The organism is Pseudomonas petrae, from assembly GCF_021728295.1.
GTDB classification, from domain to species: Bacteria; Pseudomonadota; Gammaproteobacteria; order Pseudomonadales; family Pseudomonadaceae; genus Aquipseudomonas; species Aquipseudomonas petrae.
In genome coordinates this window covers 219,594-244,272 of sequence record NZ_JAKJXE010000004.1, presented here as the reverse complement: position 1 = coordinate 244,272, position 24,679 = coordinate 219,594, and the positions used below count along the sequence as shown (strand labels likewise).

Here is a 24,679-nt window from a genome sequence, read left to right as displayed (position 1 = left end):
TTCCGGATTAGCGAATCAGCGAATCGCGACGCCCAGGCTGGAATTGATGTGGAGCAGTTTGTAGTCCCCACCGACGTTGAGGTTTTTCACGTAGTACCACTTCGCGCCTAACACGTTCTTGGCAACGGTGGAGGACCAGTAGTTGGCATTGCCCATCGGCCAGCGATTGCCGTAGGCGTTATAGATCTCGATCAGCTCGTGGATGCTCGGGATGCGCGCGCCGATGCGGTTGGCGGCGTTGGACATCTGGGTGTAGTTGCCGGAGCCCACGCCGTGGCATTCGATGACGCCGGTGACGGAGACAGTAAAGCTTTTACTCTCGCCCGAAGCGTCAGTCGCCGTGATGGTTGCCGTCCCTTTGCCGCGCACCGAGGTCAAACCGGACGCGTCGACTCGCGCCACCTTCGCATCGCTGCTCGAATAGGTATAAGGAGGGCGACCGCCGCTGGCGACACGATGAACCGTGGTACCGGTCGGGAATGCCGGCAGTAGGTCAGGATGAGCCGGTAGCAGATAAACCTTGCCGGCCAGCGTCACCGGAGAAGTGTCGAACATCATGTCTTCGCGCACCGACACCTCCAGCGGCTCGGATTCCGCGTCCACGCCATTGCGCGTCACGATGTACGTGAGCGTTGCGGTGCCACCGACGCTCAACTCGATCACCGCCTTGGGCACCCCGAATACCAGCTCGGTCATGTCGCCGACACTGATGATGTTTGTGTCGAACGTACGCTGGTCGACCCAACGCACCCGCACCAGATCCTGTGATTGCATCGCGCGATAACTGACACGCACGATCGCGTCAGGCCCGGCAATCAAGGAAGGACGCAGAATGCCCTCAGGCCCTACCGTGTCGACGGTAGGGGCGGGCAGTTCCAGCGCTGCACTCATGACTTTCAGCATGAGTCTGGCCGATTCCTGCACGATACCGCTGGCCCGCGTCACGGTGTATACCACCTCAACGTTCTGACCGTCGTTGACGGCGACCGCGCTGTTGGTGAAAACCAGAGTGAGTTCCTGACCCGCCTCGGCGGCAGAAACGATCTTCTCCTGACGGTCGCTGCCCTTCGGGCCATTCCAGTGAGCGATGACAGTTTCACCCTCGCGCAGATTAGCCGTTGCACCGACCACCAGCGTGGCACCGTTCACCGCATCCGCAGGGTCCAGGGTCTGATCCTTGGCTTCACGGATCATCGGATCCGGCAGAGGTTGGAGCGTCGCCAGCTGGAGTTCGATCATCACCGGATCGGAGACCATCGACACGTTGCCCGCACGGTCGGTCACGGTGTAGGTGACTGCGGAGGTCAGGCCATCGGCCGGTTCCATGAAAGGACGGGTGAAGTCGACCATCACCCGGCTCAAGCCCATGTCGTTGGCATCAACGATGGTCATCGGCCCTTCCATCGGACCCCAATAGGTTCGGATTTCGTCGCCTGCGGCCATGCCGCTGTAGCCCGCGATTTTGCCCGGCAGGACGTTGTTGAGGTCTTCCAGTTCGGAGGAGGTGAGGCCGTTTTGGATGACGTCGGGGAAGATAATAGGGGCGAGTTGCGGGGCGCCTGGGGCGGTTCGGTCTATGACCAGCGGAATAGTGTCGGAATAGACTTCATATTGAGTGTTAGGACTGAAGATCCGATATCCCACTCGATGCGCACCCTCGGCTAACAGGTCAATCGGGATTTCCACTTCCAAAATATCACCTGGCCTGTCTGTGCTCAGAATTACTTTCTCGGGTGGAACGTTCGCACCGTCAAATGCGAGTTGATAGGTATAGCCGGTCTCGGCGGCCTCCCACACTGGGAAATTAACTTTGACAGGAACAGTAAGTTGGTCAATGGGCACCAGTCCACCCTCAAGAACAATCGGTACATTAGGTAGTTGCAAGGGAATAGGGGCTCTTGCTAGTAGAGTGTTTTGCACGTTCATAGGATTTCCTTAATGAAATTGATCAAGGGTAGAGTATTCCACCCTTGATTTAGCTGGGTTCTACTTTAAGTTAAGCGCGCAAGGTGCACGCGCTTTCATTGGTGCGTCGCATGTCAACCGGTACGCGAGTCATGCGTGAAGTCACCGCGCTTTGATTGCTTCCAGCAGCAGGTTCTACTCGGATATAGGCTTCACAATATCCATGACAGATCGTTCGCAAGATGTTGAACGGCACTTGGAAGCTGTAGCCGTTTAGGACGTCTTGTTCATCAAGTTCGCGGGTCGCGGTGAACGTCGCTGCGTCGATTGGGTTGTTCGTCAGGTCGTAGCCTTTGAAGGTAAAAAACAGTTTTTGGTTTTTTGAGATATTGACATAGGGCTTGATCAATCCTTTGGTGCCATTTGGTGCAACCACGAGCGAAATGTATCCGGTGGGGGTCAACTCAAATACGGGACCATCAATACCATCGGCACCTCCAGGCAGTTCTTCTCTGGAACGCACTGTCACTGTCTGGATTGGAGAGGGTGTCGGATTGGGGTTCCCGTCACGAACCACGGTATAACGCACTGGGATTTCAGCACCGGTGCCTTGTGCCTTCATGATTGAGTTGACGACTGGGATAATCATGTCTTGTTGAGCTGTCACATCCTCCTCCGAAATTTGGTGCCATTGAAGCCGTTGTTGATCTCCCCAGAAAAGATTTAGATCATCATTGAGCTTGAATTGATCGCTCCACTGGACGATAGCGCGACTGTTCAGTTCGTAGTCGTCCTCATCAATAAAGTTGTCGGTTTTGTCAGGGTTATTAACGCTGGTCCCTTGAACGATGGGCGCTAATGTAGGCTCCGGTACAGGCAGCGTGAGGAATACCTCGATTTCTGTCGCGAGTGACGACCCGTTCAGTTGGTTCTGTCGAGTTATCTTGTAGGTAGCGGAGACCTTACCTACTGGCTTCACGGCAATAGTTTCGAATGGCACACGGAACGAAATAACGATGTCCTCGTTTTCATCACCAGGTGGAAGTTGAACTGGAAACATGGGTGTGTCCTCACCCCAATACAAGGTGATTTGGTCAAAAGCTGCCGCGCCCGGGTAGTGAGGGATGTCCACCTGCACCCCGGGCCGGGCCTCTACGTAATCAATCAACCCGCCAACGGCAGGATCGATGATCGGGGCAGGGTAATTGGCAGGTATCTCTTCGAGTAACAGAAGGATTCGAGATTCAATAGAGTTTTCCGACGTATTGCCCGCACGATCGGTTACCGTATAGTTGACGTCATGGGTCCCGGCAGGAATTGTCTCAAGGAAGTCTTTGGAGAAATTAAACAGGACTTTATTCAACCCCATGTCATTCTGGGTAACTGTTGTAGTTGGGCCTGCGATGTCACCCCAGTAGGTCTCTATAATGTCGTGTTTCGCCATGCCAGTGTAGCCAGCAACCTCGACATCCAGCTGATTTCCAAGACGCGCCAGTTCCTCAGCAGTCAAGCCATTTTGGACTTCAACTGGAAACTGAATGGCAGCAAGTTGAGGTTTGCCAGGGGCCGTACGGTCGATCACTACAGGGAAAATTTCAGAAAAATCCTCAACAGTGGTATTTGGGCTGAATGTCCTGAACGCGAGGCTGTGAGGTCCTTCACTTTGAAGTGCAACGGGAACCTCCAGCGCAAGAGCATCGCCTGGTCGTTCGGTAGCCTGAATAATCTTCTCGGGACCGTAGGCATCACCGTCCCAGAGGAGTTGGTATTTATAGCCTGCCTCCGCACCTTCCCAAACCTTCAAATCTACGGTAATGGGAATATCAAGTGCCGAGACGGGGATTAACCCAAAGTTATCTTGGTCGTGAAACGCTACCGCGATGTCTGGTGCTTCAATTGGAACTGGAGCGCGGCTCGATCGGGTGGAGATGATGGTAGGTGTTTGTTTTACATTACTCATAAAAATCCCTTGTAGTTTTTTGATATCACGATTGCGGACCTGGTTGGGACGGCATCTCGTGGAACTGGATTCCCCAGTTCCCAATCTAACTAATACTAAAAATCAGCCGGTAGCAACGTAGGCTTCGACCCGAACTCGTAGGACTGAATGACTCTATGTAGGACGTATCCAATCGCCTGTAAATAAAGTCATGTCGTTTTCTTTAGCGGCATGCCCTGAATATAAGCCCTTTAGCTTTTCTAACGTAGGACATGTATTTCAAATATTTGGGAAAATTCCTACTCAATGTTTTTTTATTATTTTTTTTGGCGGTATCTACATTCCTCAGACTTTATATCTCATGATTTGGAGGAAGCCTCGTGTTAGCAGTGAAAAATCCGGTAAGTTTTAGACGTAGTTTGCTCGCCCTATCAGTAGGGCTCATGACTCCAATTGTGAGTCTTACCCCGGCTCTGGCAAGCGAGCGGTCACTAACATCAGGCCCCAACGATGCGGGTGTCAGAAAAACCTTGCTAGAAGTCGCAGGCGTAAAACGAGAAGTCACGGTGGTGGACGGAGTCATTCATACCGTGGGAGCCTCGAGCGGCCTCGCTAGCTATAGCGTGATCAATGATGGTGTCATCAATATTGTTCCAGGTGGAGTTGCTGACTGGGTGGGTGTAGCTAAGTCAACTTTGAACGTTCAAGGTGGGGAGGTTAAAGGAGGTGTGGAAATTTTTGGTGGTCAAGCCAACATAAATGATGCAAGCGTCATGCGCAGCGATCGAGCGGCTCTAGAGCTCATCATGAACGTACAAGATCCAACCACGCTTTCCACCGCCCATGTTTCAGGTAGCACAATTAAAGGAGCCGCTTACGGGATCATGGTGTCTGCCATGGGTGAAATCTGGTTGAAGTCCACGCAAGTTGAAGGCTTAGGCACTGCAGCATCCCTGGCCGAAAACGGCGGCCTGAAGTTGTCGGGTGGCGTCGCACATGTGCTTGAAGGCAGCCATGTGATCGGGGAGGACAGCGGAGTTCGTATAATCAACGGAACACACGGTCTCGTGAGTCAGACCAATTTCTTGGAAATCAATGCGTCCACCATTACCGCGCGAACCGGATCCGCAATCGAGGTGACCAGGCGGTCGGCAACGTCCGCTGACAAGACCACTGCGAATATCCTCATCGCTGATGATGCGATATTGGACGCAGGCAACGGTGTTTTGATTGATGTCAATCAGGAAAGCACCGCGAACGTAAAAGTAATCAACAGCACCCTCTCCGGCGATTTCGTCGCCGACGACACCAGCACACTCAACGTGGTGCTGCGCAACCGCGGGCAGTTGAACGGGAATATCGTCAATGGCAATGCTGTGACCATCGACTCCAGCGGGCGCTGGCAGCTTGCGGCGGACAACAGCGTTAACTCGCTCGCGCTGGACGGCGGCAGTGTCGGTTTCGCCGGAAACGGGTTTCATTCCCTCTCCTTGGGCAAGCTGTCCGGCTCTGGCCTTTTCGACATGCGCATCAACCTCGATAACGGCACCGGTGATTTGCTCAGCGTGAACGGGGAAGCCTCGGGCAGGCATCGCCTGCGTATCCAGAACACCGGCATCGAAGCCGTCCCCGCCGAGTTCGACCCGCTGCGAGTGGTTCACACCGAAGGCGGGGATGCGGAGTTCGGGCTGGTGGGCGGTCGGGCGGATCTTGGGGTGTACTCCTACGAGCTCGAACGCCAGGGCACTGACTGGTTCATCGTTGGGTCCGGCAAGGAGATCAGTCCTTCCACGAAAAGTGCGCTGGCGTTGTTCAACACGGCACCAACGGTGTGGAACAGCGAGTTGACGACGTTGCGCAGTCGCATGGGGGAAGTGCGCGGGCAGGAGCAGGGCGGCGGCTGGATGCGTACTTATGGCAGTCGCTTCAATGCGGCGCTGGATTCCGGCGTTGATTACCGCCAGAAGCAGCAGGGTCTGTCGTTCGGCGCGGATGCGCCCGTGCCGGTGGGCAACGGTCAGTTGTTGCTCGGGTTGATGGGGGGTTACAGCAAGTCGGATCTGGACATCGGCCGAGGCACTTCGGGTCAGGTCGACAGCTATTACGTCGGCGCGTATGGCACGTGGTTGTCGGAGGGCGGCTATTACCTGGACGGCGTGTTGAAACTCAACCAGTTCCATAACGAATCCAAGGTGGCGATGAGCGATGGCACCAAGGCCAAGGGCGATTACAGCAGCAAGGCTTTGGGTGGATCGCTGGAAGTCGGCAAGCATATAAAGCTGGGCGATGAGTATTTCGTCGAGCCGTTCGCGCAGGTGTCCAGCGTCTGGATCGATGGCAGCAGCTACACGCTGGACAACGGCATGCAGGCCAGGACTAATCAGACTCAGTCGGTGCTGGGCAAGGTCGGCAGTACCCTGGGACGCAGCGTTGCCCTGAAGGACGGCGGCGTTGTTAAACCGTACGCACGGGTGGCGTTGGCCCACGAGTTCTCCCGCAGTAATGATGTCAGCGTGAACGGTCAGCGTTTTGACAACGACCTGTTCGGCTCCCGGGCGGAACTGGGCGCAGGTGTTTCGGTGTCGCTGTCCGAGCGACTCCAGGTGCACGCTGATTTCGATTACATGAAGGGTGAGCATGTTGAGCAGCCTTGGGGTGCGAACGTGGGTGTGCGTCTGGCGTTCTGACATTCGCGTCAGTTGATTGAAACGCGGTTCTAAAGCCCCGGCTGCAGCGATGCAGTCGGGGCTTTTTACGTGCGCTTATGGTTTGGGCTGCATCCGACGCCGTCGCGGTGGACGGCTCGGGGGCGCGCCCTTGCCGCGTCGCTTACCAAGACGGGGCAGATTGATGGTCAGCGTTTCCGAGATGCCGACGAGCCTGGCGCGCCGCACCACTTCGTAGCGCACTTCGACGCGTCCGCTTTCGTAGTCCGCCAGGGTTTCATTGTTGAGGTACTGAACCAGGCGAGGGCCTTTGCGGCCCTCTACCTTGCCGATGGTGGTGTAGAACGTGTTGTGGCCCCAGCGCAGCTTCAGATGATCTCCGAACCACAGCTTTGGCGAGCGCGGGATATTGATGTAGATGCCAACGTTCAGCTGGGCGTCCGTAGGGCCCTCGGGATCAGCACCGGTGATGTAAGGCGCTTCGAATACAGGCGCCGGAGGCGGGTCCTTCATCTCGTGATGCCATGGAAATCCCGGGGCGTTCTGAAGCTGGCCGGCGTAGACCCTCGCCTGTTCAGCCGCACTCTTGCCCGCGGGCGGCACTGCCTGCAGATCTTCGTAGAGCGGGATTGAACTCTTGTTGGGTGATTTGCCTGTGGTCCTGCGGGTATTTTTCGAGAGAGGCGGTGTTACCTTTTTATCATTATCGGACTCGTTCGGCTGTGAACCATGGGGCGGCTGGATATCCGTTTCATCTTCCATTGGAACTCCTTGATCAGATCGCTAGTGCGAGGATTACAGGATTGAGTGTTGTGCGCTTGCTTGTAGGACTGCGGCGCTGCACATGCCTATGATCGATTCGAAAAATATTACTGTCAAACAAGCGAAGTGCATGGGATTGCATGGCTTCTCCGAAAAAATTTCGCGGTTGAATATATTTTTAATGTGTGAATCCGGCACTTTTTACGGTGTTTGTGAGCGATTTAAATAATTATGTATCGCGTGTAGTCTATAAAATTTTGATAGTCCATCAGACGCTTCCTACGGTGATGTAGGTTCTGTGGAATCGAGATGCCAAAAAATAATTTAAATTATTTTTCACTGACGATTTTGTTGACAAAACCTCCACGCATAAGCGTGGAGGTGGTTACTTTTGGTATTCAGTTGAATAGCCTGAACGCTGGTTACAATTTAACTGAAACCAGGGTCGGCAGGCTGGTGATGGATACATTTCCCGCACGGTCGGTAGCGAAGTACTCCACGGACACCGTTTCGGCTGCATGGGCTTGCAGGTGTTCGCGGCTGAAAGCGATTTCGACGGGCCGGAGGGTGAGCTCCTCCGCCTGGACCCGATGGGCCGGGCCTTCGACGCCGTTGAGTAATGTCTGGATGACATCGCCCGGTTCCATGCCTGCGTAGCCAGGGAGGAGGCCAATGAGTTGATCGCCGAAGGTGGCGGTGGGGAAGATGAGGGGAGCGAGGAGGGTAGCGCCGGGTTTGGTGCGGTCGACCTTTAGCGCTGCGGCGGGAGATTCGCGAGTTACGCCATTGATGTTATTTGTAGCCTGATAGCTTAGGGAATAACTGCGGCTTTCACATAGCAGATTTTGACTTAGCTGAAGCTGCACTGTATCGCCAGGCTTCTGGTCGCCCACAACAACCGGGACATCAATGAGGTCCCCATCAAGTCTTAACTGAACAATATAGCCCTGACGGGCACCATCCCAAATCGTGATCTCAACGGGAACTGGCCGAGTTAAATCTCCGATTTGTAAAAGTCCGTCGATAGGATCCGCTTTGGTTACCAACGGGGCGCTGAAAGGGAATTGCTCATTCATAAAAAACTCCATCAAGCACACCTCTCCGCTTCGATCCGCAGAAAGAGTGCGCATTAAATTAATTATCCAGATCAACAAATACTCCACTCATGGTGGTAACTATTTATTGTCTTTCAATAATCAACTAATAGAGTTCTACAAATCCTGTCAACACCCAACCTCGCGCTCCAAACCAAAAACCGCTCTCCCAAACAATTTTCAGAAATGTCCTACTCAACCCCCGATACAAACAAAAAAGCCCCGGCAGACGATCTGCCAGGGCCTTCGCATAACCGATCAATCACTCAGCGGTTAAAGCGCTCCACCAATGAGTATTGCGTGTTGGCTGTGTGGGTCAGCTCCGCACTGAGCGTGGCAGAGCGACGGGCTTCGTCGGAGGTCTGGTCGGCCAGCTGCGCGATGGTGCTGATGTTGCGGCTGACCTCTTCTGCCACCGAGCTTTGCTCCTCGGTGGCGGCGGCGATCTGCGTGGTCATGTCGGTAATGTTGGCCACTGCGTCGCTGATGCCTGACAGCGCCCTGTCGGCTTCTATGACCTGTTCGACACCTTCTTCAGCCTGGCGACGGCCTGTATTCATGGTCTGCACCGCGTTGGTGGCAGTCTGTTGCAGCTTGGCGATGAGGGCGTGGATCTGGCCCGTCGATTCGGTGGTGCGTTGGGCGAGTTGGCGGACCTCATCGGCGACGACGGCAAAGCCACGACCCATTTCGCCCGCGCGGGCGGCTTCGATGGCGGCGTTCAGGGCCAGCAGGTTGGTCTGGTCGGCGATGCCTTTGATGACGTCGACAACGCCACCGATTTCGTCGCTGTCTTTCGCCAGCTGGGTTACGGTCAGGCCGGTTTCGCCCACCGAGGCCGACAGACGCTGAATCGCTTCGCGGGTGTTGCTGGCAATCTCGCGGCCGCGACGGGTCAGCTCGTTGGCCTGCTGTGTGGCGTCAGCGGTGCGCTGCACGTGATTGGCGACTTCCTGGGTGGTCGCGGCCATCTGGTTGACGGCGGTGGCGACCTGTTCGGTTTCGACGCGCTGACGTTCCAGGCCGGTGGAGCTGGCCTGCGCCAGGGTGTCGGACTGACGCGCTTGGGCGTTGAGGTGTTCGGCGGTGTCCTGCAGACGGGTGAGGCAGGTCTTGAGACGCGCTTCCTGGCTGAGGATCGACATCTCCAGCCGCGCTTGTGCGCCGCGACTGTCGGTGTACATTTGCGCGATCAGCGGGTCGGACGTGGTTTGCTCGGCCAGACGCAGCAGACGCTTGAGGCCACGCTGTTGCCAGCTCAACCCCAGCAGGCCCAGCGGCACCGACAGTGCCGCCGCCAGCGCAAAGCCCCAATGGGAGTTCAGCCACACGCCAATCAAAAAGCTCAACTGGCTGACCAGTATGAACGGCAGCCAGTCCTGCAACATCGGCAGCCACTTGTCGCGGCCAGGCACTGCACTTTTGCCGCTGTTCAGACGTTTGTAGAGCGCTTCGGCGCGACGCACCTGTTCAGCGGTTGGCTTGATGCGCACGGACTCGAAGCCCACGACCTGTTTGTTCTCGAAGACCGGCGTGACGTAAGCGTTGACCCAATAGTGGTCGCCGTTCTTGCAGCGGTTCTTGACGATCCCCATCCACGGCAGGCCCTGTTTGAGCGTGGCCCACATGTGTTCGAAAACCGCCGACGGCACGTCTGGATGACGCACCGTGTTGTGAGGCGATTTGATCAACTCATCTTGCGCGAAACCGCTGATTTCAATGAAGGCGTCGTTGCAATAGGTGATGACGCCGCGCGCATCGGTGGTAGAAATCAACCGCTGCTGCGCCGGAAAAGTCCGTTCGCGTTGAGTAATGGGCTGGTTATTTCGCATGAGCTATTCGATCCAGGAAGGCTTTCACGGTTATCGGCCCGAAGCGAAAAAAATTAAGCTTTTGTGAACTGCGTCATAGGTTGGGTATCGCTGGCTTCCTTTAGCGATCGAACATCGGGTAGGTGAACAGGCTGAAATGCAGCAGGTTCAAACCGAAGTGGGTGAGCACGGCAGCGGGCAGGCCGCCCAGTCGATACGCCACTCCGTAACCTATGCCTGCGATGCCCGCCAGAAGCGCCCATTCCCAGCCAGCGCCGATGTGCGCAAGGCCGAACAGTGCCGACGCCATCCCGATTGCCAGGGTGTCGTGGTAGGGCAGGTGTTGCAGCCATCTTTTCAGGCTCCCTTGCAGGTAACCCCGAAAAAGCAGTTCCTCGGTCAGCGCGACCAGCAGCAGGTTGTTCAGCGCCCAGATGCCCGTTTGCTCGGGCCACTTTGGCGACCAGCCGACGAGGCCCAGCAACAGCGCTGTTGATAAACACGCTGCGGCGGTGACGGGAAGGGCGATGCTGGTTACGCCCAGCCAGCGGCGTGGACTCAACGCGATAAACACCCAGGGGCAGGCGATTGCGATCCAGAAGCCGATGAGGGGCTTGTCGAGATTCAGGTACATCGAATACGGCGCGGCCTCGGGGCTGAAGCGCACGCCGGCAATCGCCCTTGCGCTGAGGAAACCGGGCAGCCAGTGACTGGCCAGCCCCGCTGCGATGGCGATGAACAGGGCGTGACCGCAGAGCCGGACGGCGCGGTGCTGGAAATGGCTGGCGCAGATGCCGGCCATGATCAGTAATCCCCATGTAACAACCACGGGCAGACTGAGCTGGCCGTACAGCAGCGCCAGGCAGTAGCCGAGTGAGAGCAGAAAGAGAGAAGTCCAGCGTTGCACCGACATGGAGTCGTCCTAGAGCGTCGGATAAGGCTGGCGATTTTAACGTTGATTAAACGCGTGTGTATGTCGGATCAACGGGAAGTCGGTCCGAATGTTTTGTTGATCCGTGGCGGATAGGGTGTAGGGCGTTTCTGGTAACAAAGGATTTGGGTTGGACGCTGGCAATTTGTGGTGGGCCATAAGACGCCTTCCCGGCTAAAGCCGGTCCCACGAACGCGCGGCGTGTCAGTAGTACCGGCTTCAGCCGGGAAGAGGCCGGTTTAACACCAGGAGATTTTTGGTGTGGCCTATGACGCCTTCCCGGCTAAAGCCAGTCCCACTGACAGCGAGATCGGCTTAAGTCGGGATGAGGCTCAGGAAGCAATCAACTGCCGCAACACGTAATGCAGAATCCCTCCCGCCTTGAAGTATTCCACCTCGTTCAAGGTATCGATCCGACACAGCACGTCGATGTTTTCCTGCTGGCCGTCCTCCCGGGTGATCTGCACCGCCAGGCTCATGCCTGGTTGCAACGTGGCACCCGTCAGACCGGTGATATTCAGCACCTCCTTGCCAGTCAGGCCCAGGGTTTTGCGGCTTTCGCCAGCCCTGAACTGCAGTGGCAGGACGCCCATGCCGACCAGGTTGGAACGGTGAATGCGCTCGAAACTCTCGGCAATCACCGCTTTGACGCCCAGCAGATTCGTGCCTTTCGCCGCCCAGTCGCGACTGGAGCCAGTGCCGTATTCCTGACCGGCAATGACCACCAGCGGGGTGCCTTCTTCCTGGTAACGCATGGCCGCGTCATAGATCGGCAGCTTCTCGTCGGTGGGCACGTGCAGGGTGTAGCCGCCTTCTTCGCCGCCGAGCATTTCGTTGCGAATGCGGATGTTGGCGAAGGTGCCGCGCATCATCACTTCGTGGTTGCCGCGCCGCGAGCCGTAGGAGTTGAAGTCCTTGTATTCCACGCCCTTGCTGCGCAGATAACGCCCGGCCGGGCTGTCGAGTTTGATGTTGCCGGCGGGGGAGATGTGGTCAGTGGTCACCGAGTCGCCCAGGACTGCCAGCACGCGGGCCTGCTGCACGTCAGCGATGACCGGCAGCGGACCTGCTACGTCTTCAAAAAACGGCGGGTGCTGAATGTACGTCGAGTCCGGCTGCCAGACGTAGGTCGCCGCCTCGGGCACCTGAATCGCCTGCCACTGCTCGTCGCCGGCGAAGACTTCGGCGTACTCCTTGTGAAACATGCCGGTGCTGACGTTCATCACGGCGTCGGCAATCTCTTGTTGGGTCGGCCAGATGTCGCGCAGGTAAACCGGCTGGCCGTCGCTGCCTTCGCCCAGGGGTTCGCTGCTCAGATCAGTGCGCACCGTGCCGGCCAACGCGTAAGCGACCACCAGCGGCGGTGAGGCCAGCCAGTTGGTTTTCACCAGCGGGTGCACGCGGCCTTCGAAATTGCGATTGCCCGAGAGCACTGACGCGACGGTCAGGTCCGATTGCTGGATGGCTTTTTCAATCGGGTCAGGAAGCGGCCCGGAGTTACCGATGCAGGTGGTGCAGCCATAACCCACCAGGTCGAAGCCCAACTTATCGAGATACTCGGTGAGACCGGCGGCGTTGTAGTAATCGGTCACGACCTTTGAGCCGGGTGCGAGCGAACTCTTCACCCACGGTTTGCGCTGCAGCCCTTTCTCCACAGCCTTTTTCGCCAGCAGGCCGGCCGCCATCATCACGCTGGGGTTGGAGGTGTTGGTGCAGGAAGTGATGGCAGCGATGACCACTGCGCCGTTTTTGAGGCGATAGGTCTGGCCGTTGTATTCATACTCAGCCTCGCCCACCTGTGCGGCGTTGCCCACCGCGACACCGCCGCCGCCTTCGCTTTCCAGTCGGCCTTCTTCGTGCTTGCTCGGGCTGACCGCCAACCCCAGGAAGTCGCTGAAGGCCTGGGACACATCGGGCAGGGCGACGCGGTCTTGCGGACGTTTTGGCCCTGCAAGGCTGGCCACGACGGAACCCATGTCCAGCTCCAGCGCATCGGTGAACGCCGGTTCCTGACCGGGCAGACGCCACAGGCCCTGGGCCTTGCAATAGGCTTCGACCAATTGCACCGTTTCGTCCGGACGCCCCGACAGGCGCAGGTAATCCAGCGTGACGTCGTCGACCGGGAAGAAGCCGCAGGTCGCGCCGTATTCCGGGGCCATGTTGGCGATGGTGGCGCGATCCGCCAGCGGCAAGTCCGCCAGGCCATCGCCATAGAATTCGACGAACTTACCGACCACGCCTTTCTTGCGCAGCATTTGCGTCACGGTCAGCACCAGGTCGGTGGCGGTGATGCCTTCGCGCAGTTTGCCGCTGAGCTTGAAGCCGATGACTTCCGGAATCAGCATCGACACGGGTTGGCCGAGCATGGCCGCTTCCGCTTCGATGCCGCCGACGCCCCAGCCGAGTACGCCGAGGCCGTTGATCATTGTGGTGTGGGAATCGGTACCGACCAGCGTGTCCGGAAAGGCGTAGGTGCGGCCGTCTTCTTCCTTGGTCCACACGGTGCGACCGAGGTATTCCAGGTTGACCTGATGGCAGATCCCGGTACCCGGCGGCACCACGCTGAAGTTATCGAACGCGTTCTGACCCCAGCGCAGGAACGCGTAACGCTCGCCGTTGCGCTGCATTTCGATGTCGACGTTCTCGCCGAAGGCCTTGTCGTCGCCGAACCGGTCGACCATGACCGAGTGATCGATGACCAGATCCACCGGCGACAGCGGGTTGATGCGCTGGGGATCGCCACCGGCCTTGGCCACGGCGGCGCGCATGGCCGCCAAGTCAACCACGGCCGGCACGCCGGTGAAATCCTGCATCAGCACGCGCGCGGGGCGGTACTGGATTTCCCGATGGGATTTGCGCTCGGTCAGCCAGTCGGCGAGGGCCTTGAGGTCGTCGCCGGTCACTGTGTGGTTGTCTTCCCAGCGCAGCAGGTTTTCCAGCAGCACCTTGAGCGACATCGGCAGTTTGTCGAGATCACCCAGCGTGCGCGCGGCATCCGGGAGGCTGAAGTAGTGGTAGGTCTTGTTGCTGACTTCGAGTGTCTTGAGGCTTTTCAGGCTATCGAGGGAGGGCATGACTGACTCCTTGACGGACCGCGCAGCACGCGCGGACGGGCGATCGACGGTAAGACGGGGCTTGCTTCAGCGCTCTGGTCGGCGCCTTTGAATACTCGTTGAGTAGTACTGGACCCACCGGCTGAGCCAGTGGTTCCTGATTCGGCTATCATGCGCCGCTTTCGAGTCATTGAGGTTAGTCCTCATGTACAGCTTGCGCCGCGACACGATTCGTGGCGCGCGAGGAGACCGTCCCGTGAACACCCTTTTCATGCATTGCCGCCCCGGCTTCGAAAGCGAGGTCTGCTCGGAGCTCAGCGAGCACGCCGCCCGCCTTGAGGTGTCCGGCTACGCCAAGGCGAAGACTGACGCCGCCTGCGCGGAATTCATCTGCACCGAGGCCGACGGCGCCGAGCGGCTGATGAACAGCCTGAAGTTCCGCGAGCTGATTTTCCCTAGGCAGTGGGCGCGTGGCGTGTTTGTCCAATTGCCAGAAACCGACCGCATCAGCGTGATCCTCGAACACATGGCCGGGTTTGCACCGTGCGGCAGCCTGTGGCTGGAGGTGGTCGACACCAACGACGGCAAGGAGCTCTCGACGTTCTGCCGCAAGTTCGAAGCGCCGTTGCGCAAGGCCCTGGAAAAGGCCGGCAAACTGGTCGACAACCCGAGCCTGCCGCGCCTGCTGTTGACCTTCAAAAGCGGGCGCGAGGTGTTTCTGGGGCTGGCCGACGCAAATAACTCGGCAATGTGGCCCATGGGCATCCCGCGTCTGAAATTTCCCCGGGAAGCGCCAAGCCGCTCCACCCTCAAGCTCGAAGAGGCCTGGCACCACTTCATCCCCCGGGATCAGTGGGACGAGCGCCTGTCGGGCGACATGACCGGCGTCGACCTCGGTGCGGCGCCCGGTGGCTGGACCTACCAGCTGGTGCGGCGCGGCATGCTGGTCACCGCGATCGATAACGGACCGATGGCCGAAAGCTTGATGGACACCGGGCTGGTGCAGCACTTGATGGCGGACGGTTTTACCTTCAAGCCGCGTCAGCCGGTGGACTGGATGGTCTGCGACATCGTCGAAAAGCCCGCACGCAACGCCGCGCTGCTGGAAACCTGGCTGGGCGAAGGTCTGTGCCGCGAGGCTGTGGTCAATCTCAAGTTGCCGATGAAACAGCGTTATGCCGAAGTGCGGCGCCTGCTGGAGCGCATCGAAGACGGCTTCAAGGCACGCGGCGTCAAGGTCTCCATCGGTTGCAAGCAGCTGTACCACGACCGCGAAGAAGTGACCTGCCACCTGCGGCGGCTGGACATGAAACGCAAGGGCTGATCCGCCCATCACGCGTCTGAAACATCGCGCCAGGCGCCGATCAGTGCAGGGGCGCGCTTGCCCGCGAATGCGATGTGTCAGGCGCTGCGTGAGTGGCAGATTGATGGTGTTCGCCAGCAAGCCGGCTCCTACGGACGGTGGGTATGACGACGATCCCACGTGTTGCTACGGTCCCGTAGACGCCCGTGGATTTCGATAGTGCGACGATCTCGCTCACGCTGACGATTCTCGATAGTGCGCCGGTCCCCGTAGGAGCCGGCTTGCTGGCGAACGCGGTTGATGAGACGACATCCTCATACCTGACCCAGCGCATTCGCGGGCAAGCGCGCTCCTACAATTGTTTGTGGGGTGTCAGGTCAAAATTCGTGGTTAATCCATCGCGTTCGCCAGCAAAGTCGGCTCCTGCGGATTTGAATCCTTGGCGTGGCGCATTTTCATGGTGTGTGCAATCGACGAGCAAGGGCACGCTGGCCATAATCAGCGTGCGCGCCCGCAGGGCGAAGAGAAGGGGAGAAGCAATGAGCGCTGAACACAATGGACCTGACGCCGACATCCTGATCGTCGGCGGTGGCCTCAGCGGGACAATGCTGGCGGTGCAGCTGCTGCGCTTGCCGGGGCAGCGGCGGATCGTGATCGTCGAGTCACGCAGCGAGTTGGGCCGGGGCGAGGCCTACAGCGCCACCGAGCTGGGCCATACGCTGAACGGCAACGCCGCGCGCATGAGCGTCGACCCGGACGACGTCGATGATCTCACCCGCTGGCTGACCGACTGCATCGCTGCCGGCGGCTGGCCGGAGTCTGATCAGCAGCACGTGCCGGTGGCCGAGCTGTTTCCGCCGCGTGGCCTGTTCGGGCTGTATGTCCAGAAGCGTCTGGCCGAGGCCCGGGTGGTCGGCGAGCGTTACGGTTCGACCGTCGAGCATGTGCGCGGCGAAGTGACCGACCTGCAGACTGACGCAGCCGGCCTGCGCATAACCCTCGCCAACGGCGAACACCTGACCGGCCGCTTCGGCGTACTGGCAACGGGCATGTTCGCCGCCGCGCGCACGCCTCAGCGCGATTCAAACGCCCTCAACGCCGCCGCTGTTGATCCGTGGGATGTAAACGCCATGCGCCAGCTCGACCCCCAGGGCCGGGTGCTGATCATCGGCTCGGGCCTGACCATGGTCGACGCCGTGGTGTCCCTGGAGCAAGCCGGTCACCGGGGGCCCATCGCCGTGTTTTCCCGCCACGGTCTGCTGCCCCATGTGCGCCGTCAGCCGCCGACGTGGCCGGACTTCCTCGCCGCCGACCCGAACATACGCAGCACCCGGCAACTGGTCAGGGCCTTGCGCGAGCAGTGCGCGCAAGCGGCGGAACAGGGCATCGACTGGCAGGCGCCGCTCGACACCGTGCGCGTGCATATTCCACGGCTGTGGAGTCAGGCGTCTGACCTGCAAAGGCGCCAATTCGTACGCCATGTTCGGCCGTGGTGGGAAAGCCATCACCACCGCTCGCCGCCGCCCAGTGCCCACTTACTGGAGCGGCTGATCGGTGAAGGGCGCCTGCACATCCACGCCGCCTCGTTGCTCAGCGTTGAGGGCGCCCAGGCCGGAGAGGTCTGCATCAGCGTTCGCTATCGCGGCCAGGACAAGGCCACCAAAGAGAGCGGCGCAGCGCTGATCAACTCGACCGGCATCCAATACGACTGGCGCCGGGTCGATCGTGCCCTGCCGCGCAACCTGCTGGCGCGCGGCCTGATTCAGGCGGGGCCGCTGGCGCTGGGCATTGCCGCCGATGCGGGCGGCGCCGTCATGGACGCCGAAGGGCGGATCTCGGCGCGGCTGTATGCCATGGGCCCGCCCTTGCGCGGCGTGTGGTGGGAAAGCACCGCTGTGACCGACGTGGCGTTGCAGGCCAAAGCGCTGGCGGTGCGGCTGGCGGCGTCGAGCCACTTGCCGGCCTGAATGAGCGTGTCGGCTTGAATGAACAGGAAATTGTGTCGACCACGACACAGTTTCCACAGCCCCTCCTAAAGCACGCTCCGAACGAGCCGAAAGCCCATTATCGACCCGGTAAGACCGCCCGCTTTTCATCGAGAGGCGACAGGGACGTCAGCGATTGCACAGTGCTATGGAGGTCATCGTTCATGTTGAGCTTGAGTTTCAGAAATCCCGCGGAGGCAGCACTGCTGCTGCCGCACCCCGCCGTGCCGGCTGCCCTCGGTGCCGACGACCCGCAGCAGGACGCCAGTGCCGCCGAGCAGGTGCGCCAGGGCATCGAAGTGCTGCTTTCACCGGATGCGCAGAAAGCGGCGAAGAAGGGAGACAAGAACGCCGACATCGACGCCACCCACTTGCCTGACCGGATCAAGGAGCAGCTCAAGCTGATCCGCTCGATTCAGGAGCGCATCGCCAAACGCATGCAGGACATGCAGGCGTTCATGAGCGACCGGTCGCTCTCGCCCCGTGCCCGGGAAGGCAAAATGCGCCAGTTGCAGATGGAAATCATGGCCATGACCAGCTCGCTCATTCAGGCGACCAACCAGCTCAATCAAGCGATGCAGCAGATGCATCTGTCACTGGCCGACCAGACCCTCGCCGGCACTTTGGTCAGTCCGCAAAACCTTCAATCCTGATCCAGCAGGCGCGGCCCGGCGCCTTGCTCGCTCAGGCTGTCGCCGAGGTTACGCAGCGGGCAGGCCTCCATCGACAGGCAGCCGCAGCCGATGCAGCCATTGAGTTGATCGCGCAGGGCGCTGAGGCGATTGATGCGTTCATCCAGATCGGTTTTCCAACGCTCGGACAGCCGCGTCCAGTCGTCAAGGCTGGGCGGGCGGTCCTGGGGCAGGGTTTGCAGCGCGGTCTGGATGGTTGCCAGGGGAATGCCCAGGCGCTGGGCGGTTTTGATCAACGCCACCCGCCGCAGCACGTCCCTGGGATAGCGACGCAGATTGCTGGCGTTGCGCTGGCTGCTGATCAGGCCTTTGGCCTCATAAAAGCGCAGCGCGGTGATGGCCACGCCGCTGCGCGCGGACAGCTGGCCGACGGTGAGTTCGCGGGCGATGGGCGGGATGTCCTGGGTGAGCATGCAATCTTCCTGTGTGCCGAACGACGCTTGACCTCCAGTTAACTGGAGGTTTTATCCTGCGCAGCATCGCTTGCCCGGATCGGAATGGCAAGTGGTGCGCCGGCGCAAGAAACGTATGGGTCAATGCCGGTTTGCGCAGCATCCTGTTCAGCAACAACCGTCATCCGTGGAGAACGTTCATGACACCAGCAGCCGCTAATCTTCCGTTCAGTCAGTTCGTTGAGTTCGCCGTTGACCCGCACCATCAGGCCGGGCTGGTCGGAGCGCTCAACGAACGTTTCGAGCGCTTCACGCGCACCTACCCAGGCTTTGTCCGCGCCAGCGTGCTGGTCAGCGAAGACCGTCGGCGGGTACTGAGCCACGTGCTATGGCTGTCGAAGACCGACTGCGAACGCGCGTTCGAAAACGCCGAGCAGGGCGAAGGGGACCTGTGGGAGTTGATTCGTCGACACCGGGCGACGTCGATGATCTTCAACGCGTACGAAGTGGCGGGTGAAGTCGTAGGACCGCGTCAGGGATGAACGCAGTCCCACAGGTTGCATCGCTGTGGGGTCACACAGACAAGTGCAGCATCCGCTCACCCTGGGTCTGCTCACCGGGACGGCGCTTGTTGACGGCCAGTTCGCCGATCTTGATCAGCCGCGCGCGCACGACATTGCGGCTCAACCCCAGCAGCTGCGCGGTGTGCACCTGGTTGTAGTGGCTGAAACGATAGGCCGCGCGCAACAAGGCGTCTTCGACCTTCTCGTGCAGCGCGCCGGCCTGCTCCTCGAACAGACGCTGGAACGCTCGGGCCAGCAGCGCTTCGGTCGAATCGTCGACGGCGGGGGATGAGTCTTCCTGGCGCTCAAGGCGCAGGTTCGACAGGCGCAGATCGCTGGACTGAATCACGCCGTTGCGGCAGATGAGCAGGGTGTGGTGAATGACGTTTTCCAGCTCGCGGATATTCCCCGGCCAACCGTAGGTGCGCAGCTTGTGCTCGGCATCGGCGCTGATCTGAATCGGTCCGCAACCCAGACGCTGGCTGTAGACGTCGATGAAGTGCCGGCTCAGCGGCATGATGTCGCCGGGCCGTTCGCGCAGCGTGCTCAGCTCCAGATTGACGACGTTCAGGCGATAGAACAGGTCTTCGCGAAAGTGGCCGGCGTTGATCGCGCGTTCCAGTTGCACGTTGGTTGCGGCCAGCACCCGCACATTGATCGGCGTGCTCTTGCGCGAGCCCAGGCGCACCACTTCGCGCTCCTGCAAGACGCGCAGCAGCTTGACCTGAATCGCCAGGGGCAGATCGCCGATTTCGTCGAGAAACAGCGTGCCGCCGTTGGCTTCTTCAAACCATCCCGCCTTGGCGGTGAGGGCGCCGGTGAACGCGCCTTTTTCCTGGCCGAACAGCTCGGCTTCCACCAGCGATTCTGAAAACGCGCCGCAGTTGACCGCCACAAACGGCTGGTGACGGCGGCTGCTCAGGTTGTGAATGTGGCGCGCCACCAGCTCCTTGCCGGTGCCGGTTTCGCCGATGATCAGCACGCTGGCATCGCTGGGCGCGACTTGTTCGATGTGTGCCAGCAGCGCCTGGGACCTCGGGTCTTCGAACACCTGCGCGGTGGCGCGAATGGAAGTGGCCAGGGCCGGCGAGGGCGGTAGGGTCAATAGCTGCATGGGGATCACTTGTGGTTGGAACGGTAAGCTGGCTGTCATGAAGGACTCCTTGTCGCGATGGCCGTTGTCGCGCTGGCAGATCAACCGCTTCCCACATGCTGCGCGGGCGCGCAGCAAGCGGTTGTTTCCAGGGGGGCGGTGAAACTTACTTCTGCGGCGGCAAGTCGTTGGCAATCATCTCGCCGAACGGGCCGGTGAGGTTGGTGATGCCGCGGCCTGCCAGGCTGCGATACGGCTCGGGCAACAGCGGGAACACCAGCTCGGCGAAGCGGTAGGCTTCTTCCAGATGCGGGTAGCCGGAGAAGATGAAGCTTTCGATGCCCAGGTCCGCGTATTCCTGAATCCGCGCGGCGACTTCTTGCGGATTACCCACTAACGCCGTGCCCGCGCCGCCCCGTACCAGGCCGACGCCCGCCCACAGGTTCGGCGCGATTTCCAGGTTGTCGCGACGGCCGTCGTGCAGCGCGGCCATGCGGCGCTGGCCTTCGGAGTCGAAACGCGAGAAGGATTTCTGCGCGGCGGCGATGGTTTCGTCGCTGATGTGCTCGATCAGGGTGTCGGCGGCTTTCCAGGCTTCTTCGCTGGTCTCGCGGACGATCACGTGCAGACGGATGCCGAACTTGACGGTGCGGCCGTTGCGTGCAGCGCGCTCACGCACGTCCGCCAGCTTCTCGGCCACCGCGGCAGGGGGCTCGCCCCAAGTGAGGTAAACGTCGACCTGCTCGGCGGCCAGTTCATGGGCAGCCTCGGATGAGCCACCAAAATACAGCGGCGGGTAGGGCTTCTGGATCGGCGGGTACAGGGCTTTGGCGTTCTGCACTTTCAGGTGTTTGCCTTCGAAGTCCACGGCTTCGCCCTGCAACACGCGGCGCCAGATCCGCAGGAATTCGTCGGTGACTTCGTAACGCTCGCTGTGATCGAGAAAACTGCCGTCACCGCGGTTTTCATCAGGGTCGCCACCGGTCACGACGTTGATCAGCAGTCGTCCGCCGGACAAGCGATCCAGCGTCGCGGCCATGCGCGCGGAAACGGTCGGAGAAATGATCCCCGGACGAATCGCCACCAGATAACGCAAACGCTCGGTCAGCGGCACGAGGGCCGAAGCGATCACCCAGGAGTCTTCGCAGGAACGGCCGGTCGGAATCAGCACGCCGTGGTAACCCAGATCATCAGCGGCCTGGGCGACCTGCTTCAGGTAATTGAGCGTGACCGGGCGCGCGCCTTTGGTCGTGCCCAGGTAATGGCCGTCGCCGTGTGTCGGTAGAAACCAGAAAACATCCATGAGAAATCCTTCGAGCAGAATCGGTGGGCTTTTGACAAGTGCACCCGTTATAAAGGCTCCGATTTATTCCGTAAAAGAACTGAATCCCATATTTTTATAACCGTTAGAGATAAGCCTTGTTTGTTTGAATCTGAGAGGGCCAATGCGAATTTTTGAGTGGCGAAGAACCTGTAGGAGCGCGCTTTGTGGGACCGGCTTTAGCCGGGAAGGCGTCGGGCGTCACGCCGCAGGATTGATGGTGTTCACTCAGGCCTCTTCCCGGCTGAAGCCGGTCCCACTAAAAAGCACCGCACAAAAAAACAGGCGCCGAAGCGCCTGAAGGAGAGTACGGGAGACTCTTCTACATCAAAAAATCTGGGTGAACAGCCAGTACAAGCTGCCCGACAACAGGATCGCGGCAGGCAGGGTCAGCACCCATGCCATCGCCAGATTGCGAAGGGTGCGCATCTGCAGCCCGGAGCCGTTGGCGACCATGCTGCCGGCCACCCCCGAGGACAGCACGTGGGTGGTCGAGACCGGCAATCCATACATGTCTGCTGCGCCAATGGTCAGCATCGCAACCATTTCAGCAGAAGCGCCCTGGGCGTAGGTGAGGTGGGTCTTGCCGATCTTTTCACCGACCGTGATCACGATGCGTTTCCAGCCCACCATGGTGCCCAGGCCCAGCGCGATCGCGACAGCCACCTTGACCCACAGCGGAATGAAGCGCGTGGCGGTATCAATCTGCTGCTTGAACGTGTCGACCTTGGCCTTGGTGTCCGCGTCGAAGTTGCCGACCTTGTTCTTGTCCATCACACGGATGGCTTCCGACGTCAGGTACATGTCGTTTCGTACGTTGGCGGTCGCCTCGGCCGGCACCTTGGCCAGCGACCCGTAACTGGCGACCTGATCGCCGATCTTGCCGGCCATCACCGCCAGCGCTGGTACCAGCTCAGGGGTTGCCTGCTTGTCGCGGATGTAGGTGGACAGCGTCTGACGCGAATCGGCCGGCGCGGGCAGCGGCGCCGCTTTCGTCAGGGCCTGTTGCGTGACCTGGGCGACTGCGGCGAACTGCACCGACTGATCGGCCGGCATGGCGCGGTTCAGCGCGTAGGCCATCGGCAGCGTGCCCACCAGAATCAGCATGATCAGACCCATGCCTTTCTGACCGTCGTTCGAACCGTGAGCGAAGGACACGCCGGTGCAGGTCAGGATCAACAAACCGCGAATCCAGATCGGTGGTGGTTTGTTGCCTTCCGGCGCTTTATACAGCGCGCGGTTCTTCACGAACATGCGCAGCGCCATCAGCAACAGCGCGGCGCAGGTGAAGCCCACCAGCGGCGAGAGCAGCAGCGAATAACCGACTTTGGTCGCCTGGGACCAGTCCACACCGCTGGTGCCGTCACGGCCATGCATCAATGCGTTGGCGATGCCGACGCCGATGATCGAGCCGATCAGCGTGTGGGAAGACGAGGCCGGCAGACCCAGCCACCAGGTGCCGAGGTTCCAGAGGATCGCCGCAATGAGCAGGGCGAAGATCATCGCGTAACCCGCCGATGAGCCGACTTGCAGGATAAGTTCGACCGGCAGCAGCGCAATGATGCCGAACGCCACCGCGCCGCTGGAAAACAGCACACCCAGGAAGTTGAACGTTCCCGACCAGACCACGGCGAAGTTCGGCGGCAGGGAGTGGGTGTAGATGACGGTCGCAACGGCGTTGGCGGTGTCGTGGAAACCGTTGACGAATTCAAAGCCCAGCGCAATGACCAGCGCCACGCCGAGGAGAATGAACGGCGTCCAGGTCAGCACGACGGTACCCAGATCGTCCATGTCCTGCTTGAGGCTGTAGCCGGTATAAAACAGGCCCAACGCAAGCACGACAAAGAAAATCACCATCGTCAGCACGCCAGGCTTGCGCCCGAATTGAGAACTCAGCCCGGGTCCCTGTTGCAGAGAGCCTTGAGCCAGTGTGGGGGTCGCCATGGGCACAATCCTGTTGAGGTGGGATGGTGACCATGATCATTACAAAATGTGACAGAGATGCGACACGGGTCACGTTTTGCTCGGATTTGCTGGGGTTAGGGACCAGTGGACGAGCTTTTAACGCTGCCGTTAATAGTCCCGACTTTTGCGAAACGCCCACCTCCCCGCAATAAACGTAAACGTTGCCACCAGCGCAACCAACACCCAGAAGCCATGGGGATCAGACGCCAGCGGTATGCCGCCGACATTCATGCCGAAGAAACCCGCGACGATGTTGATCGGCAGCGCCAGCACGGTCACGACGGTGAGGGTAAACAGCGTGCGGCTGCTTTGTTCGTTGAGGTTGGCGGCGATTTCTTCCTGCAGCAGTTTGATCCGTTCGCCGAGGGCGGTGAGGTCGCTGATCACCAGCGCCGACTCTTCGGTGGATTGCCGCAGTTCTTGCAAGTCGTCTTCCAGCAGCCAGTGCGGCGGTCGGTGCAGCAGGCGCATCAGCGAGCCGGGCTCCAGCGCCAGCAGCCGTTGCAGGCGCACCAGCACCCGACGCATGGCGCCGAGTTCCGAGCGGTTGTTGCTCAGGCGTTGCGAGAGGAGCTGGTCTTCGATTTTGTCGACGCTGATGCTGGTCTTGCGCATGAACTGGCTCAGCACGTCGCTCTGGTCGCGCAGCAGGTGGGCAAGCAGTTCGAGGGGGGAGCGGAAGGTTTCGCCCTGTTTGACCGAGGAGCGCAACCGGTCTACCGAGCGCAACGGCTGATGGCGCGCGGAGATCATCAGGTTGCTGCGCACGCAGACCCACAACGTGGCGATGTCGGTGGAGACGCGGTTGAAGTCGAATACCACGTCGTTGACCACCGCGAGCAGCGCGGAGTCGACGTGTTCGATGCGCGTGGAGCGTGACCCTTCGTGCAGCGCTTCGAGAAACTCGTCGGGCAGGTCGAGGTTGGTTTTCAGCCAACGCTCGCAACTGGCGTGGGTCAGGTTCAGGTGCAGCCAGACGAACTCGTCGGGCTCGGTCGGTCGGCGCAGGCATTCCAGCGCGGCCGTCGAATCCAGCTCGCGGCCAGGTTCACCGGGACGGAAGCGGAACCCGTACAGCAAGCCAAACAGATCAGAGTCCTGATGGTGGGCGATGCGTTGATTCATGAAGGCTCGCAGACGGGAAGTGCCCAGCAGGGCACGAGATCGAAAGCGGCATCATCGCAAGGGGTTTTGACAGTTTTGT

General features: G+C 59.8%; 17 protein-coding genes. 5 read left to right on the top strand and 12 right to left on the bottom strand.

All coding sequences use genetic code 11. The features are described 5' to 3' along the window. Positions 1-15: 15 nt before the first annotated feature. On the bottom strand, positions 16-1,926 hold the full coding sequence (locus tag L4G42_RS08795) for an Ig-like domain-containing protein (protein WP_419789354.1): 1,911 nt from the start codon (positions 1,924-1,926) through the stop codon (positions 16-18). A 70-nt stretch (positions 1,927-1,996) separates the two neighbouring features. Beyond that, a complete protein-coding gene (locus tag L4G42_RS08790; RefSeq protein ID WP_237259689.1) occupies positions 1,997-3,865 on the bottom strand; it encodes a hypothetical protein in 1,869 nt (622 codons plus the stop codon). A gap of 752 nt (positions 3,866-4,617) precedes the next feature. Between L4G42_RS08790 and L4G42_RS08785 the strand changes: the two genes are divergently transcribed. Next, complete coding sequence (locus L4G42_RS08785; protein WP_419789359.1) at positions 4,618-6,531, top strand: autotransporter outer membrane beta-barrel domain-containing protein; 1,914 nt, start codon at positions 4,618-4,620, stop codon at positions 6,529-6,531. A gap of 75 nt (positions 6,532-6,606) precedes the next feature. On the opposite strand, the gene L4G42_RS08780 is transcribed toward L4G42_RS08785, so the two are convergent. The 5 genes from L4G42_RS08780 to acnA all read right to left on the bottom strand — a co-directional run bounded on the left by L4G42_RS08780 (position 6,607) and on the right by acnA (position 14,182). Next, a complete protein-coding gene (locus tag L4G42_RS08780) occupies positions 6,607-7,272 on the bottom strand; it encodes a hypothetical protein (RefSeq protein WP_237251404.1) in 666 nt (221 codons plus the stop codon). Between the two features lie 422 nt (positions 7,273-7,694). Next, complete coding sequence (locus tag L4G42_RS08775) at positions 7,695-8,348, bottom strand: hypothetical protein (RefSeq protein ID WP_237251403.1); 654 nt, start codon at positions 8,346-8,348, stop codon at positions 7,695-7,697. A gap of 284 nt (positions 8,349-8,632) precedes the next feature. Next, positions 8,633-10,198, bottom strand: coding sequence for a methyl-accepting chemotaxis protein (locus tag L4G42_RS08770; protein ID WP_237251402.1), 1,566 nt, complete (start codon positions 10,196-10,198; stop codon positions 8,633-8,635). A 100-nt stretch (positions 10,199-10,298) separates the two neighbouring features. Next, entirely contained in the window at positions 10,299-11,090 is a 792-nt protein-coding gene (locus L4G42_RS08765; RefSeq protein WP_237251401.1) for a CPBP family intramembrane glutamic endopeptidase, read from the bottom strand. Positions 11,091-11,440: 350 nt separating this feature from the next. After that, positions 11,441-14,182, bottom strand: coding sequence for an aconitate hydratase AcnA (acnA, locus tag L4G42_RS08760; RefSeq protein WP_237251400.1), 2,742 nt, complete (start codon positions 14,180-14,182; stop codon positions 11,441-11,443). A gap of 235 nt (positions 14,183-14,417) precedes the next feature. Between acnA and rlmM the strand changes: the two genes are divergently transcribed. The 3 genes from rlmM to L4G42_RS08745 all read left to right on the top strand — a co-directional run bounded on the left by rlmM (position 14,418) and on the right by L4G42_RS08745 (position 18,102). After that, complete coding sequence (rlmM, locus tag L4G42_RS08755; RefSeq protein ID WP_237251399.1) at positions 14,418-15,485, top strand: 23S rRNA (cytidine(2498)-2'-O)-methyltransferase RlmM; 1,068 nt, start codon at positions 14,418-14,420, stop codon at positions 15,483-15,485. A gap of 518 nt (positions 15,486-16,003) precedes the next feature. Next, positions 16,004-17,431: an FAD/NAD(P)-binding protein gene (locus tag L4G42_RS08750; protein ID WP_237251398.1), complete on the top strand. Its 1,428-nt coding sequence runs from the start codon at positions 16,004-16,006 to the stop codon at positions 17,429-17,431. Positions 17,432-17,613: 182 nt separating this feature from the next. After that, complete coding sequence (locus tag L4G42_RS08745; RefSeq protein WP_237251397.1) at positions 17,614-18,102, top strand: hypothetical protein; 489 nt, start codon at positions 17,614-17,616, stop codon at positions 18,100-18,102. Here L4G42_RS08745 and soxR read toward each other — a convergent pair. Continuing rightward, complete coding sequence (soxR, locus tag L4G42_RS08740; protein WP_237260763.1) at positions 18,093-18,554, bottom strand: redox-sensitive transcriptional activator SoxR; 462 nt, start codon at positions 18,552-18,554, stop codon at positions 18,093-18,095. The two genes, L4G42_RS08745 and soxR, sit on opposite strands and share 10 nt — an antisense overlap. A 179-nt stretch (positions 18,555-18,733) precedes the next feature. Between soxR and L4G42_RS08735 the strand changes: the two genes are divergently transcribed. After that, positions 18,734-19,075 (top strand): antibiotic biosynthesis monooxygenase, encoded by a 342-nt coding sequence (locus L4G42_RS08735; protein ID WP_237251395.1) that lies wholly within the window; start codon positions 18,734-18,736, stop codon positions 19,073-19,075. A gap of 31 nt (positions 19,076-19,106) precedes the next feature. Here the strand turns inward: L4G42_RS08735 and L4G42_RS08730 are convergent, their stop codons facing one another. From L4G42_RS08730 to L4G42_RS08715, 4 genes are all read right to left on the bottom strand, one after another. After that, positions 19,107-20,210, bottom strand: coding sequence for a sigma-54 interaction domain-containing protein (locus tag L4G42_RS08730; protein ID WP_237251486.1), 1,104 nt, complete (start codon positions 20,208-20,210; stop codon positions 19,107-19,109). Positions 20,211-20,355: 145 nt separating this feature from the next. Continuing rightward, complete coding sequence (gene ssuD / locus L4G42_RS08725) at positions 20,356-21,492, bottom strand: FMNH2-dependent alkanesulfonate monooxygenase (protein ID WP_237251394.1); 1,137 nt, start codon at positions 21,490-21,492, stop codon at positions 20,356-20,358. A 345-nt stretch (positions 21,493-21,837) separates the two neighbouring features. Next, positions 21,838-23,454, bottom strand: a complete 1,617-nt coding sequence (locus L4G42_RS08720; RefSeq protein ID WP_237251393.1) for an inorganic phosphate transporter — start codon at positions 23,452-23,454, stop codon at positions 21,838-21,840. Positions 23,455-23,583: 129 nt separating this feature from the next. Beyond that, positions 23,584-24,600: a transporter gene (locus tag L4G42_RS08715; protein WP_237251392.1), complete on the bottom strand. Its 1,017-nt coding sequence runs from the start codon at positions 24,598-24,600 to the stop codon at positions 23,584-23,586. Between the last annotated feature and the right edge of the window lie 79 nt (positions 24,601-24,679).